General features: G+C 66.0%; 13 protein-coding genes. 5 read left to right on the top strand and 8 right to left on the bottom strand.

The window, feature by feature from the left end; genetic code table 11:
- Positions 1-23: 23 nt before the first annotated feature.
- Positions 24-953, top strand: a complete 930-nt coding sequence (locus ACFWPK_RS30215; protein ID WP_378921543.1) for an ADP-ribosylglycohydrolase family protein — start codon at positions 24-26, stop codon at positions 951-953.
- Between the two features lie 46 nt (positions 954-999).
- Here the strand turns inward: ACFWPK_RS30215 and ACFWPK_RS30210 are convergent, their stop codons facing one another.
- The 3 genes from ACFWPK_RS30210 to ACFWPK_RS30200 form a co-directional block, all read right to left on the bottom strand.
- A complete protein-coding gene (locus ACFWPK_RS30210) occupies positions 1,000-4,242 on the bottom strand; it encodes an arabinosyltransferase domain-containing protein (RefSeq protein ID WP_378921541.1) in 3,243 nt (1,080 codons plus the stop codon).
- A 105-nt stretch (positions 4,243-4,347) separates the two neighbouring features.
- Positions 4,348-4,845 (bottom strand): hypothetical protein, encoded by a 498-nt coding sequence (locus ACFWPK_RS30205; protein WP_378921539.1) that lies wholly within the window; start codon positions 4,843-4,845, stop codon positions 4,348-4,350.
- Positions 4,846-4,904: 59 nt separating this feature from the next.
- Positions 4,905-6,203, bottom strand: a complete 1,299-nt coding sequence (locus ACFWPK_RS30200; RefSeq protein ID WP_378921585.1) for a DNA polymerase IV — start codon at positions 6,201-6,203, stop codon at positions 4,905-4,907.
- 178 nt (positions 6,204-6,381) lie between these two features.
- Between ACFWPK_RS30200 and ACFWPK_RS30195 the strand changes: the two genes are divergently transcribed.
- Complete coding sequence (locus tag ACFWPK_RS30195) at positions 6,382-7,257, top strand: UTP--glucose-1-phosphate uridylyltransferase (RefSeq protein WP_378921537.1); 876 nt, start codon at positions 6,382-6,384, stop codon at positions 7,255-7,257.
- A gap of 66 nt (positions 7,258-7,323) precedes the next feature.
- On the opposite strand, the gene ACFWPK_RS30190 is transcribed toward ACFWPK_RS30195, so the two are convergent.
- A complete protein-coding gene (locus ACFWPK_RS30190) occupies positions 7,324-7,623 on the bottom strand; it encodes an amphi-Trp domain-containing protein (RefSeq protein WP_378921535.1) in 300 nt (99 codons plus the stop codon).
- A 187-nt stretch (positions 7,624-7,810) separates the two neighbouring features.
- On the opposite strand from ACFWPK_RS30190, the gene ACFWPK_RS30185 reads away from it, so the two are divergent.
- Positions 7,811-9,388 (top strand): MFS transporter, encoded by a 1,578-nt coding sequence (locus ACFWPK_RS30185; protein WP_378921533.1) that lies wholly within the window; start codon positions 7,811-7,813, stop codon positions 9,386-9,388.
- Between the two features lies 1 nt (position 9,389).
- On the opposite strand, the gene ACFWPK_RS30180 is transcribed toward ACFWPK_RS30185, so the two are convergent.
- Positions 9,390-10,808: a DUF2252 domain-containing protein gene (locus ACFWPK_RS30180; protein WP_378921531.1), complete on the bottom strand. Its 1,419-nt coding sequence runs from the start codon at positions 10,806-10,808 to the stop codon at positions 9,390-9,392.
- Positions 10,808-11,254 carry an acetyltransferase gene (locus ACFWPK_RS30175; protein WP_378921530.1) on the bottom strand — a complete coding sequence of 149 codons (447 nt, stop codon included), beginning with the start codon at positions 11,252-11,254 and terminating at the stop codon, positions 10,808-10,810. The genes ACFWPK_RS30180 and ACFWPK_RS30175 overlap by 1 nt, the downstream gene beginning before the upstream one ends.
- Positions 11,255-11,625: 371 nt before the next feature.
- Between ACFWPK_RS30175 and ACFWPK_RS30170 the strand changes: the two genes are divergently transcribed.
- Positions 11,626-12,447, top strand: a complete 822-nt coding sequence (locus ACFWPK_RS30170) for a class II glutamine amidotransferase (protein ID WP_378921528.1) — start codon at positions 11,626-11,628, stop codon at positions 12,445-12,447.
- Between the two features lie 8 nt (positions 12,448-12,455).
- On the opposite strand, the gene ACFWPK_RS30165 is transcribed toward ACFWPK_RS30170, so the two are convergent.
- The gene (locus tag ACFWPK_RS30165; protein WP_378921526.1) at positions 12,456-12,989 is read right to left on the bottom strand and encodes a TetR/AcrR family transcriptional regulator; all 534 of its coding nucleotides are present in this window, start codon (positions 12,987-12,989) and stop codon (positions 12,456-12,458) included.
- Between the two features lie 111 nt (positions 12,990-13,100).
- Between ACFWPK_RS30165 and ACFWPK_RS30160 the strand changes: the two genes are divergently transcribed.
- Positions 13,101-13,514 (top strand): organic hydroperoxide resistance protein, encoded by a 414-nt coding sequence (locus ACFWPK_RS30160; RefSeq protein WP_378921524.1) that lies wholly within the window; start codon positions 13,101-13,103, stop codon positions 13,512-13,514.
- Positions 13,515-13,575: 61 nt separating this feature from the next.
- Here ACFWPK_RS30160 and ileS read toward each other — a convergent pair whose 3' ends face one another.
- Entirely contained in the window at positions 13,576-16,707 is a 3,132-nt protein-coding gene (gene ileS, locus ACFWPK_RS30155) for an isoleucine--tRNA ligase (RefSeq protein WP_378921522.1), read from the bottom strand.
- Positions 16,708-16,880: the final 173 nt, after the last annotated feature.

Below are 16,880 nucleotides of genomic sequence, written 5' to 3'. Positions count from 1 at the left end.
CGGCTGGTGGGCACCCGAGAGAGGTGGGTTCTGTGCACGATGCGGGGTTCTCGGATCGGGTAGCGGGCGTGCTGGTGGGTACCGCGGCCGGTGATGCGCTGGGGGCAGGCTACGAGTTCACTCATCCCGGGCCGGACACGGTGATCGACATGGTCGGCGGCGGGGTGTTCAGCTGGGCGCCGGGTGAGTGGACCGACGATACGTCGATGGCCGTAGCCGTAGCGGTAGCCGCTGCCAACGGGCCAGGGATCGATCTCGACGCGGTCGCGGCGGGGTTCGTCTCCTGGTACGACTCGAAGCCACCCGACATCGGGAATCAGACTCGAACCGTGTTGTCCGCCAGGCCTTCCTCCGCGCTGGACATGCAGGCCGTGGCGATGTCGCTGACCGGACGAACCGGCGGCAACGGGTCGCTGATGCGGACCGCGCCGGTCGCGTTGGCGTATCTCGACGACGCCGCGGAGTGTGTGGCGGCGGCGGGCCGGGTCGGGCTGCTCACGCACTACGACGAGAACGCCGTCGAGGCGTGCAAGATGTGGACCTACGCGATCCGGCACGCCGTGCTGAACGCCGATTTCGACGGCGTTCGCGAATATGTCAGCGGCTCACCACAATCCGCGTTCTGGACCGAACGGCTCGACGAAGCGGAGAAGGGCACGCCCGCCGACTTCCCGAACAACGGCTGGGTGGTGCACGCCCTGCAGACCGCGTGGTGGGCGATCACCACCACCGATCCTGCTACGCCCGAACAGCTTCCACTCGCCTTGGAGGCGTGCGTGCGCGCGGGCAACGACACCGACACCACCGCGGCCATCGCGGGCGGACTGCTCGGCGCCCGCTGGGGCGCCTCGGCCGTCCCCGCCCGCTGGCGCGCCATCCTCCACGGCTACCCCGGCCTCACCGGCGCCGACCTCCCCGACCTGGCCCTACGCATCGCCACCAACTCCCGCTAGCCGGTCCGACGGCAGCCGGACCGGCGCGCTGACACTCGACCGGTGACTACCAGGCGGTGATGATGGGGCCGGGGGTCCATGTGCCCCAGCGGTTGCCGGAGTCGATATCCACCTTCGCGGGAGTGGCGGTGGCGTCGAGGGGGAGGTATTGCTCGAGGGAGCCCCAGTCCCTGTCCCAGTCGTTGTTCAGGTAGGTCGGCAGGGTGCGGGCGGTGAACAGGAGCTGGGTCCAGCCGAGTGGGCCGCCGCCGTCGTGGCCCTGCCACAGGTTGGTGATGGTGGCCGTGTTGCGGTCAGGCAGGATGCGATATTCGGGGAGGTCTGCAACACCGTTGTAGGTGGGCATTTGGTTCTGGCACGGGAAGTGCAGTCCCACAGCCCAGTCCAACAGAACGGGACTGGTACGACCCACGAGAGAGCTCAGAGTGATGGTCTGCGGCATACGCGGCGGCGTGACGGCCAACCATTGGTCTGAGCCGAGATCTTTGTCCACAGCGACCAGACGGATGACGTCGGTGTCGGCTGGCAGCTGGTTCAGCGGAACGCGCAAGTTGCGCCACATGGGAGCTGGACCGATGTCGATCGGGACTACCTGGCCGGAGACAGTTACGGAGCCATTCGCCGCAGCAGTGCCGTACTCGACAGCAAGTTCTTGACCGGGACGCACGACACCGTCAGCGTCGACCGACCGGATCCGGCCGGCCGCCGAGAGCGCGAGCAGCGGGCCGCGCGGACCGTCTGGCAACCGGAACCAACCGGTGGTCAGCGACGCCGGTTCCTGCGTGCCAGGGCGGTAGCTACCCATAACGGGGGTCGACTCAGGATCGAGCCCGAACGGGAGCTGCAGCGATCCCTGCCGGGACTCCGAGCCGGCCGAGGTCGAAGCATCGCGCAATTTGTCCGGGTCGTCAGAAACCGAATTTGCCTGACCCGTGGTCGATTCCACCTCGTCGGAGACTAGAACCGGTGCGACACCGCCAACCTGGAAACCTGCCGACTCGGTTCCCGCCATGGCGGTGGCGAGATCGCCAGCCAGAGGCGAGAGCATGGAGGCATTCGGATCGGTTTCAACGAGGACCTCGTCAGCCATGGCGCACCCACCAGCAAAGGCCGCCGAAAAGTTGGAGCTCGCCAGCGAGTACGCCGGATACTGGGCGACGGTGGCCTTGGCGAACGATGCAAGTTCGAAAAGCACCATCATCGCGGCCGCGATTGCGAGGACAGGTAGCCCTGCAAGTCGCCCAGTCACTGGCCCAGGCTTCGGATTCGGATGGATATGGAACCACGCAGCGACGGCGAGCGCTAGCACGGTCAGCCCGACGAACGCGGTTGAGATACCGAATCCGGCGACGGTCGGCGGCTTGTCCCAAAACGGGATTCCCCACGCGGAGACGTACCAGTAGCCATTGGCACCCACGAAGGTCACGGCGAGTGCGAAGAACAGAGCGGCCGCGAACAGCGCGCGGTTACGCAAAGGCCGCAGCACGTTCGCGCTCACCGCAACCGCCGTCACCGCGGCAACACAGGCGGCCAAACTGGCGAAAACGCCGAACTGGTGGGTCCACTTGGTGGGCGAAAACATCATCAAGACCATGGCGGCGGCAGTGATTCCGAGGATGCGCCGCGTTGGACCGACTGCGGTACCGGGGATATGACCGCCGCGACGCAGCATGATGGCGATGCAGACAACCAGGCCGAGAAGCATCGCGAACACACCGAAGCGTCGGGTCAGCCAGCCGTCTGCATTGAGCTGCAGCAGGAATTGGTAGCGCAGGAATTCGAAGAACCAGGACTCTCCCGGCCCGATCACGCTGTGCACGGCGAACATCTCCCGCACTCCGGCGAAGGTCCGGTCTGCGAAGACGACCGTGAGTACCACCGTGCCTGCGGCCAGGATAGGCAGCAACTGCGCCAGGTATCCCACCGATTTCGCCCGCTTCACGATCACCGCGGTGACCACACGTGCACCGGCCACCAGCGCGCCGAGGCAGATCAGGCCCGACGGTGCGCCGGTGAGGGTGAACGCGGCCACGATCACCGCGACGGCGAAGGGCAGCAACCGCCGGGTCGCGATCGCTCGTTCGACCGAGACCCAGGTGACCAGAACACCCAGCGCGACAACGAATTCCGCGCGCAGACCGTTGTTGTAGGGCAGCCAGAAGGCCAGGAAGACGAAGGCAGCGGTCCAGGTGGCGACGCGTTCGCGGCGCAATGCCACGCCGAGGCGGGGCAGCACTTCGCGGCTGATCAGCCACCAGGTGAGCACGCCCGCGCCGAGAGCGGGCAGCCGGACCAGCGGGCTGACCGCGGAGATGTGGGTGAGCCAGCCGATGATATCGGTGTAGGGGGTGTAGAACGGGCCCTCGTCGACGCTGAACCAGCGGTAGTAGTTGGACATGTTGCCCGAACTGCGCGCACCCCTCGCCATACCGAGGATGTAGCCGTCGTCGGAGGTGTTGGCGCCGATGAAATGCCAGACCAGCAGGACCGAGAACACCAGCCAGTCGACGGGGCGCAGCCGCCACCAGCGTTGTGGCAGGAATCGGCGCGCGGAGCGGCCGTCGAGGGCATCGAGGCGGTGCAGGGCGAACAGCGACAGTGCCGTCGCGAGCAGACACAGCACGATCGCGGCCAGTTTGAGCCAGGTCGGGGACGACGTGTAGCGGGCGTCGACGTCGACGCGTACCGCGAGGTCCGCGGGGGCCGCGCCGGTCAGCTCACTGAACACGCCGACGACCTGGGGACGCAGATCAGCGGCCACCACGGCGCCGGACGCGGTGAGACCTGTTGTGGTGACCGAGGATTGCTGGGGAGTGATCGCGATAGTCAGCGCGCAGGAGCGGTCGACGACCTCGGCCAGCGGTGCCGTCCACACCAGGGTCGAACGCGAGACCACATCCACGCGGCCGGGGCGTTCGGCGGTATCGGCGACCACCTTGACGACGAAACCGTACTTCTCCATGTCGGCCGACCGACGCGGCACGGTGGAGACCGCGACACCGCCGGTCGCGGCCAGGGAACTCAGCGCGGCGCACGGCACCGTCGCCGACAGGGCGGCGGGCGCGTAGGCGATGAGCGGCGATTCGACCGCGGCGGGCGATCCCTGCTGCGGCCAGGACACCGTCGCGGCGTCGACCCGGACGGGCAGGAACGGGATCACCGCGGCACTGAGAATGCCGATCAGTCCCGCGACGATCGCGACGATGCGCGCCCATCCCGCGCGATCACGTCGCGTCGGCTCCGAAACGCCCTTGGGCGGATGCCCCTGCCGCACGATCGTCTCTACCACGGGGCCCGATAGTAGCCGCGCCACCGACAGCAGGCGAAACACCGTCGCGACTCGCACGCAAAAGCCCCGTCCGGAAACATCCGAACGGGGCGAGAGCGTGCGAGATCAGGGGCAGGCGACCGAGGTCTGACCCAGGTTGGTCATCATGCCGCAGGCCCACGACTTCTGGACCTTCCACTTGCCGTCCTCGGCCACGAACGGCACGTCGACGACATTGGTCTGGCCGTTGACGGTGAAGTTGGCCTTCGCGTTGACACTGTCACCGAAGGAGGTCACCTCGGTGACCTGCACCTGGACGTTGGCGTCCGAGGCGGCCTGGGCCAAGCGGTTCGGCAGCTCGGGATCGGCCTCGCCGCCCTGCACGAAGTCCAGCTTCTGATCGTTGGGGACCGACGGATCCAGCGCGGTGGTGAGCTGCTCGTTGAGCTGCTCCACGGTCGGCACGGGGGGCAGGTTCGCGGCCGCCGAAGTCTCAGCCTTGGCGCTGGTGGTGGTTTTGGCGGCGGGCTTGTCACCCTTGTCGTCGCTGCACGCGCTCAGGCCGAGGGCGGCGACCACGGCCAGTCCGGCGATCGCTACACGTCCGGTCGTACGAAGCTTCAACTGCTCGTCCTTTGCGTTCGAGGTGGGAGTTGTTCCATCGCGGTAGCCGAGGCTACTCCTCATGCGAGGCTGGCCAGCGGATCGGCCCGTGTCAGCCCCGTGTCGTCGGCTGGAAAGGTACGCGCCGGGCCGGGACCTGTCGAGCTGGTCTCGAAACGCACGGTCACCACGCCGTAACCCGCGCCCTGCACCCAGCCGTGCCCGAAGTCCGGATGACTCACGTCCATACCCGGAAACCATAGTCCCGCAGGAAGATTCGGCTGTTCCTCCGGGGGTGGTGCGGCGTCGGTGACGGTGCCGAGGTCGGCGGGCACCGCCTGATCCAGTTCGGGGAACAGCGATTCCTGGCGCACCAGCGACAGCCCGCCGTAACCGACACCGACAAGGCGGATCGGGCCGAGCTCGGCGGGATCGATCGCGGAGCGTTGCGCGGCCGCGGCCAGGGTGGTCAGGTCGGCGGTGGCGTAGGGCAGCGTGAACGACCTGGTCACGATGCCCATATCCGACTTCTTGAGCTTGAGGACCACCGTGCGGGCGGCGCGCCCGTCGCGCTCGAGCCTGCGATGGGCCGACGCGGCCATCGCGGTGACGGCGGCGCGCAGGTCGGCCATGGTGACGATGTCGCGCTCGTAGGTGTTCTCGGCGCTGATCTGCTTGGCCTCGGCGCGTTCGGTGACCGGGCGGTCGTCGATCCCGCGCGCGAGCCGGTGCAGCGCGGCGCCCATGCTGCCCCCGAGGGTCGATACCGCCTCCGACTCCGGCAGGGCGGCGAACGCGCCGACCGTCTCGATGCCGAGGCTGCGCAGCCTGGCCTCGGCCACCGGACCGATCCCCCACAGTTTGCGCACCGGCAGCGCGGCGAGCAGCTCGCCCTGTTCCGATGGTGAAATGACCCGCATCCCATCGGGTTTGGCGAGACCGGAGCCGATCTTGGCGAGTTGTTTCCCGGTCGCCGCGCCGATCGAGGCAGTGAGCCCGGTCTGCGCTCGAACGAGAGCGCGCAGCATCGCGCAATAGTCCTCGACCTCGGCGACGCTCGCGCCCGCCAGCTCGGCCGGTTCGGCGAAGGCCTCGTCGAACGACAGCGTCTCCAGCACCGGAACACGGCTGCGCAACGCGTCGAACACCTGCGCGCTCAGCACCGAGTACAGCGCGCCACGCGGCGGCACGACCACCGCCGACACGCCGATCAGGCGCCGGGCCTGATGCATCGGCATGGCCGAGCGCGCGCCGTAGACCCGAGCCTCGTAGCTGGCCCCCGCGACGACACCGCGCTGAGTCGCCCCACCGACGAGGACCGGGCGCCCACGCAGCGTGGGTCTGGTCAATTGTTCGACCGAGGCGAAAAAGGCATCCATATCGATATGCAGCACCCAGCGACGGGCGGTGACCGCCGCATCGGACCTGGCCGGAGCCCCGGCGGCAGGGGTGTGGGTGCTCACGAGGCGCAATCTACGCCGAACCACCGACAATTCCTCGAGCCCGTTGCCAGCCGTCGCACACCGATGACACAGCCGAATATGTGATGATCGGAGGATGAAGATCCGCAAGGCTGTCATTCCGGCGGCGGGAATCGGCTCCCGGCTGCTTCCGCTGACCAAGGCGACGCCGAAGGAGATGCTGCCGGTCGGGGACAAACCGGTCATCGAGCACACGGTGCGCGAACTGGTCGCGTCCGGGATCACCGACATCACCATCGTCGTGAGCAGCGGCAAGTCGCTGATCCAGGATCACTTCCGGCCGAATCCGGCGCTGGTCGCCCAGCTTCGCGCCGACGGCAAATCCGCCTACGCCGACGCGGTGGAGGAGGTGGGCGAGCTCTCCCGCGAGGGACACATCACCTACCTCGACCAGCACGGCCCGTACGGCAACGGCACACCGGTGCTCAACGCGGCGCGCCACCTCGGCGACGAACCGATGCTGGTGCTGTGGCCCGACGACGTGTTCGTCGCCGAGGTACCGCGTGCCCAGCAGCTGATCACCGCCTACGAGTCCACCGGCTGCCCGGTGCTGGCGCTGCTGCCGATGTCGCCGGGTGAATCGCAGCGCTACGGCGTGCCGGTGGTGCGCGAGGACCTCGACAACGGACTGCTTCGCATCTCCGGCCTGATGGAGAAGCCAAAGCCCGAAGACGCGCCGTCGGCCTTCGCGGCGATCGGCGGGTATGTCGTGACGCCGGGCATCATCGACGAGCTGCGCATCCAGACCGAGAACTGGTACACCCACCAGACCGGCGAGGTGTATCTGACCGACGCGATCAACAATTACGCCGCCGAGCACGCGGTGTACGGCCAGGTCATCCAGGGCCGCTGGTACGACACCGGCAACCCGGCCGACTACCTGGTAGCCCAGTTCGCCTCGGCCCTCGCCCATCCCGAATACGGCCCGCTACTGCGTCAGCTGGTGGACTGAGCGCGGTAATCGGGGCCCGAAGGGCCGCGACCGCGGCGGTGAGTGCACCGACGCCGGCTGGTCGGATCAGGCCTTGTGAGGCCGCCCACGACGCACAGACTTGGCCGGAGCCGCGCGCTGTGTCGGCGTTTCCCGGGACGGATTGTCGTGCCAGCTTATCTCGATCTCGATTTCGGTCTTATCGCCGTCGACTTCGATCTCGAGTTCCCATTGGACGCGATTGGCGACGCTGATCTGGATCGAATCCCCGCTTTCTCCGAGTTGCACCTCGGAGCCGCCCGCGAGGGCGTGTCCGATCGCGATGATGTGCTCGGATATCTCCTTGCGGGAGAGTTCGGATTTCCTCTTGATCTCCAATTTCGGCACGACGACTCCTGACTGCGAATACCGGAGACTCATCGAAAATTGAGCGCTTGCATATGGTTTCAGATGACCACGATCCGTCGATCTCGATAAGCTAGGATTATATCGCAAACTTTCACGTTACCGGGATGGCATCCCAGCCATCCCGGCATCAGGAGCACGTCACGACTGTCGGGACGGTGGGGCTTCGATGAGCGATAGATCGATGAACTCGGCTGGGCAGGTGGGTGGCACGCAACGCCTGCTGGCGGCACTGCTGGCGATGGCGATGTTCGTACTCGTCGTCGATACATCGCTGATGAACGTGTCGATCTCGGCGGTGGTTCGCGATCTGGACACGACCGTCAGTGGAGTCCAAGCCGCTATCGCCTTGGAAGCGCTGGTTTCGGCCGCGTTCATCCTGATCGGCGGGAAAGTAGGCGATCTGATCGGACGCAAGCGGGCATATGCGCTGGGTCTGCTCGGCTACGCGGTCGGGGCGTCGGCGATGGCGTTCGCGCAGAGCCTGACCGCGATCGTCGTGTTCTGGGCAGTACTCGGCGGGATCGGCGCGTCCCTGCTGTTGCCCGCCATGCAATCGTTGATCCACGGCAACTTCCAGGGAGCGGCACAGAAGAAGGTCTATGCCCTGGTCGGCGCGGCGGCCGCGATCGCGGCGGCGGTCGGCCCGCTGCTCGGGGGAATCATCACCACCTACCTGTCGTGGCGCGTCGGGTTCGTGCTGGAAGTCGTCGTTATCGCGATCGTGCTGTCCGGCATCGGAATCGTCCGCGATGTGCCCTACACCGGCCCCCGCGGCGTCGACCTGGTCGGAGCGGTGCTGTCGGTTCTCGGCATGGGCGGAATCGTGCTGGGAGTCCTGGTGTGGCAAGAGGGGGGCGAATCGGTCGGTGCGGTCCTGGCGGTCGGCGCGATCGCGCTGGCCTGCCTCGCCTATTGGCTTGTCCGGCGCCATCGCGCGGGTAAGCCGGTATTGCTCGACCCGGACTTGTTCCGATCCAAGATCTTCAGGCTGGGCATCTCAGGACAGCTGCTTCAGCAGATCGCCCTCGGCGGCACGATGATAGCCCTGCCGATCTATCTGCAGATGGTGCTCGAGTACAACGCGATGCAAGCCGGCCTGTCCATCGCACCCCTGTCGTTGAGCATGTTCGCCGTTGCGGTGCTCACGGGTAAATTCGCGGGTGATCGGCCTGCGAGCAACATCATCCGGTGGGGATTCGTGCTCCTCACTGTCGGGATAGTGGTACTCATTCCGATCGTGCCCCGCGCGGAATTCGGTTGGGGGCTCATAATTCCCCTGATCATCGCGGGCTCGGGGTTGGGTCTGCTGGTGTCTCAGCTCAACAACTACACACTGGCCCCGATCGAGGAGGAGCGGATCAGCGAAGCCGCCGGTGTCAATTCGGCGGCCGGGTCGTTCGGGTTGTCCTTCGGGCTCGCGTTTGCCGGTGCCATCATGCTGGCGACCTTGTCCATCACGTTCACGAGCAAGGCGGAATCGAGCACAGTGCTCCCGCAGGCACAGCAACAACAGGTGGCACAGGTGCTGGAGGACGACGCCGAGGTCATGAGCAATACCCAGCTCGATCAGCTTCTCGCTGACCAACCTCCGCAGATCCGTGACGAGGTCGTTCGCATCAACACCGAGGCTCGGCCCCTCGCTCTGCAAGTGGCACTGCTGGTTCCGTTCCTGGCCGGTCTCGTCGGGTTGTTCAACTCGTTCCGGATGAGGCGCATACCGGAAGTCGTGCCGAAGCCGTCCTGATTCAGGTCGCGATATCGGCGGTGATGCGACCCGCGGCGATGGCGTCGAGCATGGCCGCGTGGTCTCGAGTGTTCTGTTCGGCGTAGGTGTCGGCGAATTCCGCCATCACATGGTCGAATTCGGTGTCGTCTCCGAGGTAGGTGGCGATGGCGATCCGGTCGCCGCCCCGAGCGTGCGCGAAAGCCAGTGCCCGCGCGCATATCCGCCCGTACAGCTTCATCACCCGGGGTGTTTGGGATTCGACTTCCGCGGAGCCTTTGCCGTCACGCAGTTGGCGTATATAGAAGTCGTGGTCGATGCCATCGGCATCCGGACCGCGCTCCCACCCCAGGAAGATATCGCCGGCGGCTTGCATCAATCGCTGTCCCTCGACGACGCGTTCACCCTCGGTAGCGAATGCGGGCCCATCGAGGTAGGCCGACAACACCGACGGTTTCGCCTCCTTGACCTGGAGGAACAGCGGATCATCCGGGTCTGCGCCCTGCAACAGGATGATCCAGGTGCGGGTGCCGACGCTGCCGACTCCGACGACCTTGCGGGCCATCTGCACCACCTGGAACTGGTTGTAGAGCAGTCGGCGATCCCCTTGCAGGGTGTCCGCGTAACTATCGAGTCGCGCTTGGAGATCCAGATACATCGCTGTGATGTCTTTGCCGTCGTACATGTCCTCGATCGGGACGATCAGCGGTGGTGCGCTGATGATGCGTCTGGTGCCATCGACGTCGGTGGTCAGTTTCGAGAGCGCTTGGATACTGTCGCGTCGGCTTGCCTTCTCCAGCGCAGCGCGGGTGCGCCGCTTTCTGGCCTTGCTGAGGTGATCGCGGAGTTCGGTCAGGTCCGAGCCTGCCTCGATATGGGCGTACCAAACCGCCAGATTTCCGAGCTCCGCCTGCCGGACCATCGTTTCGCGGTATTCGGCGGCGCAGGCTCGGGTGATCTTCCTGCGCTTCTTGTCGCTGAATCCGTTTTCGTCCGCCGCGACAGCGAGACTCGCGACCAGACGTTTGACGTCCCACTCGAACGGGCCAGGATAGGTCTCGTCGAAGTCGTTGACATCGAAGGCCAACTTGCGTTCCGGCGTGGCGAATACGCCGAAGTTGCTCAGGTGCGCGTCCCCGCACAGTTGCGTCCGCAGGGCGGTGGTGGGCGAGTGGGACAGATCGTCTGCCATGATCGCCGCGGCGCCACGATAGAAGGTGAACGCGGTGGCGGCCATCCGTCCGTAGCGGAGCGGGACCAGTTCGGGGACCCGGTCGGCTGCCTGCTTCTCGAGGATGCCGACCGGGTCACGCCGAGCGGCGACCCGAAGCTCGGCGAGCGCGGCCAGCGGGGTCTTTCGACGGGCGGTGACGCCGCGATGTTGGCGTTCGGTCCGGTTCGGATGAGCCGCCGAAGCTACGCGCTTCGAAGTTTTCGACATCACAGCCGGTCATGTCGCCGAGCAGGCTTCCACGCGGTGACAGCCCAGATGACCACGACGCTCATCGCGATGATCACAATCGACCACGCGGGGTAGTAGGGCAGGGACAAGAAGTTCGCGATGATCACCAGTGCCGCGATGCCCACCGCCGCGTAGCGCGCCCACGCGGTGCCCGACATCAAACCGATCGAGCAGACGATGGCGATCACACCGAGGACGACATGGATCCATCCCCAGGTGGTCGCGTCGAACTCGTAGACGTAGCTGAATCCGGCGACATAGAACTCGTCTTCGGCGATCGCGGCGATTCCCTCGAGGATGGAGGCCGCCGCGGTGATGAACAGCATGATCGCCGCCAGCACGGAGATCCCCGCGGCGACGGCTTGCCGCTCAAAAGGCTCGTCCTCGGGGACAGGTCGATTTGCAGAAGGATTGCGCTCGGTCATAGTAAGCCCCTCGCCGCAGCGAAAACTCCGGACATCGCATAGTTACGCGACATCAGGGCAATCGCGTACTCAAGTATTGCGCGGCGGATTGCGCGGGAAGAATCTGCGCAGCGCCGACTGAGGTGTGCTCGCGATCGGAATCGATCGCCCACGATCCGTCGATCTTGACACGCAGCGAGTTTACCGGACACTTTCCTGCTGATACAGCGATGTTTCAGGTTCGCAATCCGAGCTCGTGGCCTCCCGCGACTCCGCCGAACAGCGTGCGGCTGGTAGCTCGCCAGGACCAGATCCCGCTATCTGTTTGCACGTGCCGATAGCTTCTTAACATTGGTGGTCCGGCCTGCTTGAATAGATGTATGTGCAGGTGGATGGCATACTCGGGTGAGCCAATTCTCGCTGAAGAACTGCTGTTCGAGCCGCGGCACTCGTTGATCGACCAGAGTCTGCATTCTCGACTCGGAGCCACGACGACCAATGGTGACGGATTCGGTATCGGCTGGTACGGGGAGGGTGACGAGCCCGCGCTATTCAAGAGTATCGAACCGGCGTGGAATGATCGAAATTTGCGTGAGGTTGCGGGTCAGATCCGGACGTCGTTGTTCTTCGCCCATATCCGCGCGTCGACCGGGACACCGGTGCAGCGCAGTAATTGCCACCCGTTCCGGCACGGGCGGTGGCTGTGGATGCACAACGGAGCTCTGCGGGGGTTCCGCGAGGTTCGCCGGGACCTGGTCACCGCGATCGATCCGGGATTGTTTGCCGACCTCGAAGGGTCGACGGATTCGGAAACTTTGTTCTATCTGGCATTGACCTTCGGTCTCACCGACGATCCTCTCGGCGCCGTCGCTCGCGCGGTCGGATTTGTCGAAGATGTCGGTCGCACGCACCGGGTGGAGAATCCGGTCCAGATGACCGTCGCGACGACCGATGGGCAATCCCTGTGGATATTTCGTTACTCGAGTGAACGACAGTCGAGATCGCTGTTCTTCTCGACGAGAATCGCCGAACTGCGGGCTTTGCATCCCGAGGTCAGCGTGTTGCACCGCCTCGGCGACCAGACCCGATTCGTGGTGTCCGAACCACTGCGTGACCTTCCCGGCGCATGGAACGAGGTACCCGAATCCTGTGCCGGAATCGTGCGTGCCGGGGCGGATGAACTACTGAATTTCCAGCCCGTTTCGCCGACCTGAGTCCGTGATCAGGCGATGAGATTCAGTGCGGCTCTTATGCCGGCGCGTACCGTCTCGCTGTCGCCGACCCCGCCACTGATGGTGACACCGTCGCGGGTGAGGAGTAGGGCGCGGGCCGCGTCGTCGGGAGCGCTGTGGCCGCCCTCGCGGAGGTGTTCGGCCATCAGTTCGCGGAACCAGGTGCGGTAGTCGTCGACGACGCGGCGCACCGGATGTTCCGGGTTGGGGAATTCGACGGCGGCGTTGAGGAAGGGGCAGCCGCGGAAGCCGGGGCCGCAGCTGATGTCGCTGAGCGTGTCGAAGATGGTGGTGATGGTGGCGAAGCCTTCGCCCGGCACCGATTCCAGCGCGTCGCGCTGGCGCGCGTATTCGCGCTGCAAATAGGCGACTACCAGGTCTTCTTTGGTCTTGAAGTGCCGGTAGAACGTGGCCTTGGCGATGCCGGCCTCGGCGATGATCCGGTCGATGCCCACCATGTGGACACCCTCGGCGTAGAACAACCGGGTTGCCGTGTCGAGTAGACGTTCACGAGCCGCACTCATCGCCTGACCTGCGCCCTTTCCTGGAATCAACGCGTCCCCTTGACGATACCAGACAGGTCTGTCTACTCTGATGTTCACAAGCGAACAGACAAGTCTGTCTAGGAGGACACCATGGCACCTATCTACACTGCGGTCGCAACCTCGGTCGGCCGCGAAGGCCGTTCCTACAGCGATGACGGCGTGCTCGATCTGACGCTCGCCCACCCCAAGGCGATGGGCGGCGACGGCGCGGGCACCAACCCGGAGCAGCTCTTCGCGGCGGGTTATTCGGCCTGCTTCGCCAGTGCGCTGCAGCTGGTCGCCAAGCGGATGAAGATCGACGCCGACGACGCGTCGGTGACCGCCGAGGTCGGTTTGAACCCCCTCGAGGGCGGTCGGTTCGGACTCTCGGTCGTGCTGCGCGTGGAACTTCCCGAGCACCTGCACAACGAGCAGGGGCAGCAACTCATCGAGACCACCCACCAGGTGTGCCCGTACTCCAACGCCACCCGGGGCAACATCCCGGTGGAACTGATTGTCGAGTAGGTCCACCGAACAAGAAAGGTCCGGGCTCTGAACGCCCGGACCTTTCTCAGCTGCAAAGAACTCAGACCTTGGCGACCGAAACCTTGACGCCGCCGGTGATCTCGGCGGCATCGGCACCCGCGTCACCGAAAGTCAGTGCGGTGGCGAGGATTTCCCCGGCGATCAGGTCACGGTGGGTCGCGGCCCACTCCGCCCGCTCGGCGGGCACATCCAGGACCACACTGATCCGGTCGGACACGTCCAGGCCCTGCGACTTGCGGGTTTCCTGCAGGTCGCGGATCAGGTCACGGGCCCAGCCCTCGGCCTCCAGCTCCTCGGTGACCACCGAGTTCAGCACCACCAGGCCGGCATTGCCGGGCAGGGCGGCGGTGGACTCGGGCTCGGCGGCCACCAGGCGTTGGGTGTACTCCTCGGGCAGCAGGGTGATCCCGGCGGCGGTGACGACACCGTCGGCGGATTCGCTCCACTCCCCCGCCTTCACGGCCTTGATCACCGTCTGGACCTGCTTGCCGATGCGCGGACCGGCGGCACGCGCGTTGACGACCAGCTCGAACCGGCCGTGCGCGGAGACGTCGGTGGTCAGGTCGACCTTCTTGACGTTGACCTCGTCGGCGATCAGCTCGGTGAACGGCGTGAGCCGCTCGGCATCCGCCGCGGCGATGGTGACCTCGGCCAGCGGCAGCCGCACCCGCAGGTTCTGCGCCTTGCGCAGACTCAGCACGGTGGAGCACACGACCCGCACCTCGTCCATCGCGGCGACGAGTTCGGGATCGTGCGGCAGCTCGGTCTCCGAGGGCCAGTCGGTGAGGTGCACCGAACGCTCGCCGGTGAGCCCACGCCAGATGACCTCGGTGATCAGCGGCAGCAGCGGCGCGGCCAAGCGGGTAACCACTTCCAGCACCGTGTGCAGGGTGTCGACCGCGTCGCGGTCCTCGGACCAGAACCGCGAACGCGACCGGCGCACATACCAATTGGTGAGCGCGTCGGCGAACCCACGCAGCTCGTCGGCGGCACCGGCGATGTCGTAGGTCTCCAGCGCCTCGGTGACCACGTCGCGGGTCACCGCGAGCTTGGCCAGGATGTAGCGGTCGAGCACGTTCGGCGAATCCGTGCGCCATACGCCGGGCTTCGAGGCGTAGAGCTGCAGGAACGTCCACGCGTTCCACAGCGGCCGCATCGCATGGCTCACGCCTTCGCGGATGCCGCGCTCGGTGACGATGAGGTTGCCACCACGCAGGATGGGCGAGCTCATCAGGAACCAGCGCATGGCGTCGGAGCCGTCGCGGTCGAAGACCTCGTTGACGTCGGGGTAGTTGCCCTTCGACTTCGACATCTTCAGGCCGTCGTCACCGAGCACGATGCCGTGCGCGGCAACGGTTTTGAACGACGGTGAGTCGAACAGCGCGGTCGAGAGCACGTGCAGCGTGTAGAACCAGCCGCGGGTCTGCCCGTTGTACTCGACGATGAAATCGCCGGGGAAGTGGCTGTCGAACCACTCCTTGTTCTCGAACGGGTAGTGCACCTGGGCGTAGGGCATCGAGCCCGACTCGAACCAGCAGTCGAGCACCTCGGGAACCCGGCGCATGGTCGAGTTCCCGGTCTGGTCATCGGGATTGGGCCGGGTCAGGTCGTCGATATACGGGCGGTGCAGGTCGGTGGGCCGCACGCCGAAGTCGGCTTCCAGCTCGTCGAGCGATCCGTAGACGTCCACGCGCGGGTAGGCCGGGTCGTCGGAGACCCACACCGGGATCGGGCTGCCCCAGTAGCGGTTCCGGCTGATGTTCCAGTCGCGCGCGCCTTCGAGCCACTTGCCGAACTGGCCGTCGCGGATGTGCTCGGGCACCCAGCTGATCTGCTGGTTGAGCTCGACCATCCGGTCGCGGAACTTGGTGACCGCGACGAACCACGACGGCACGGCCATGTAGATCAGCGGCTGACCGGAGCGCCAGCTGTGCGGGTAGGAGTGCTCGATCGTCTCGTGCCGCAACAGCTTTCCGGCGGCCTTGAGATCCTTGATGATCACCGGGTTGGCGTCGAAGACCATCATGCCCTCGTACGGCGGCACCATCGAGGTGAACTTGCCCGCCGGATCGAGTGGCTGGACGATCTCGATGCCGTTGGCCGTCGCGACATCCATGTCCTCTTCACCGAAAGCCGGTGCGAGGTGGACGATTCCGGTGCCGGAGTCGGTGGTGACGTAGTCGGCGGTGAGCACGCGGTGCGCGTTCGGGTGCCCGACGAAGAAGTCGAACGGCGGGGCGTAGGACAGGTCGGACAATGCGGCACCGTCGTACTCGCCGAGCACCGTCGGCTCCTCGCCGAGTTCGCGGCTGTAGTGCGAAACGCGTTCGGCGGCAAGCAGATAGCGCTTGTCGTCGGCGCCGCGCACGTGCACGTAGCGCACGTCGGGGTGCACCGCGATCGCGAGGTTGGACGGCAGGGTCCACGGCGTGGTGGTCCAGATCAGCGCGTTCGCGCCGTCCAGTGCGGCGAACGGGTGCTCGGCCGGAACGCTCAGTGGCATGTCGACGGTGACCGCGGGGTCCTGACGCATCTTGTACGCGTCGTCGAGGCGGGTCTCCTGGTTCGACAGCGGCGTCTGCTCGTACCAGCTGTAGGGCAGCACGCGGAAGCCCTGGTAGATCAGGCCCTTCTCGTGCAGCGACTTGAACGCCCACATGACCGACTCCATGAAGTCGAGGTCGAGGGTCTTGTAGTCGTTGTCGAAGTCGACCCAGCGGGCCTGGCGGGTGACGTAGTCGCGCCACTCACCGGTGTAGCGCAGCACCGACGACTTACAGGCGGCGTTGAACTCGGCCAGCCCCATCTCGTCGATCTGGGCCTTGTCGGTGATGCCGAGCTGCTTCTCGGCTTCGATCTCGGCGGGCAGGCCGTGGGTGTCCCAGCCGAAGCGGCGGTCGACCTTCTTGCCACGCATGGTCTGGAAGCGCGGGATCAGGTCCTTGACGTAGCCGGTCAGCAGGTGCCCGTAGTGCGGCAGGCCGTTGGCGAAGGGCGGGCCGTCGTAGAAGACGAACTCGTCACCGTCACGGTTGTCGATGCTGGCGCGGAAGGTGTCGTCGCGGGCCCAGTAGTCGAGCACCTGGGTTTCGAGCTCCGGGAACGTCGCGCCCGAACCCGCGCCGAAGTCGACTCGGGGGTATGCGCTACCGGTAGTTGTCTCGTCCGCCATCGCGGATTGCTCCTCGTGCCGCCGCGCCGTGGGCGCGAGATGTGGGCACGGGGACGATGTCGGCGCCGGTGCGCCGTACCGCGGTACCACCCCGTTTGCTCGCGCTCCCCCTCGCCGGGAGCGGCACGAGCCTCTCGTTGTGTGAGCTGTGACGGGCTCACCCGTTCGGTTCT

The sequence above is a fragment of the Nocardia sp. NPDC058519 genome (assembly GCF_042719755.1).
Classification (GTDB): Bacteria; Actinomycetota; Actinomycetes; order Mycobacteriales; family Mycobacteriaceae; genus Nocardia.
This window is presented reverse-complemented; position numbering and strand designations above follow the sequence as displayed.

What these genes read in the sequence shown, in the direction of transcription:
- ACFWPK_RS30185 (WP_378921533.1), top strand. Translation starts at nt 7,811, where the DNA reads ATGAGCGATAGATCGATGAACTCGGCTGGGCAGGTGGGTGGCACGCAA.
- ACFWPK_RS30195 (WP_378921537.1), top strand. Translation starts at nt 6,382, where the DNA reads ATGAAGATCCGCAAGGCTGTCATTCCGGCGGCGGGAATCGGCTCCCGG.
- ACFWPK_RS30165 (WP_378921526.1), bottom strand. Translation starts at nt 12,989, where the DNA reads ATGAGTGCGGCTCGTGAACGTCTACTCGACACGGCAACCCGGTTGTTC.
- ileS (WP_378921522.1), bottom strand. Translation starts at nt 16,707, where the DNA reads ATGGCGGACGAGACAACTACCGGTAGCGCATACCCCCGAGTCGACTTC.
- ACFWPK_RS30170 (WP_378921528.1), top strand. Translation starts at nt 11,626, where the DNA reads ATGGCATACTCGGGTGAGCCAATTCTCGCTGAAGAACTGCTGTTCGAG.
- ACFWPK_RS30180 (WP_378921531.1), bottom strand. Translation starts at nt 10,808, where the DNA reads ATGTCGAAAACTTCGAAGCGCGTAGCTTCGGCGGCTCATCCGAACCGG.
- ACFWPK_RS30175 (WP_378921530.1), bottom strand. Translation starts at nt 11,254, where the DNA reads ATGACCGAGCGCAATCCTTCTGCAAATCGACCTGTCCCCGAGGACGAG.
- ACFWPK_RS30200 (WP_378921585.1), bottom strand. Translation starts at nt 6,203, where the DNA reads ATGGATGCCTTTTTCGCCTCGGTCGAACAATTGACCAGACCCACGCTG.
- ACFWPK_RS30160 (WP_378921524.1), top strand. Translation starts at nt 13,101, where the DNA reads ATGGCACCTATCTACACTGCGGTCGCAACCTCGGTCGGCCGCGAAGGC.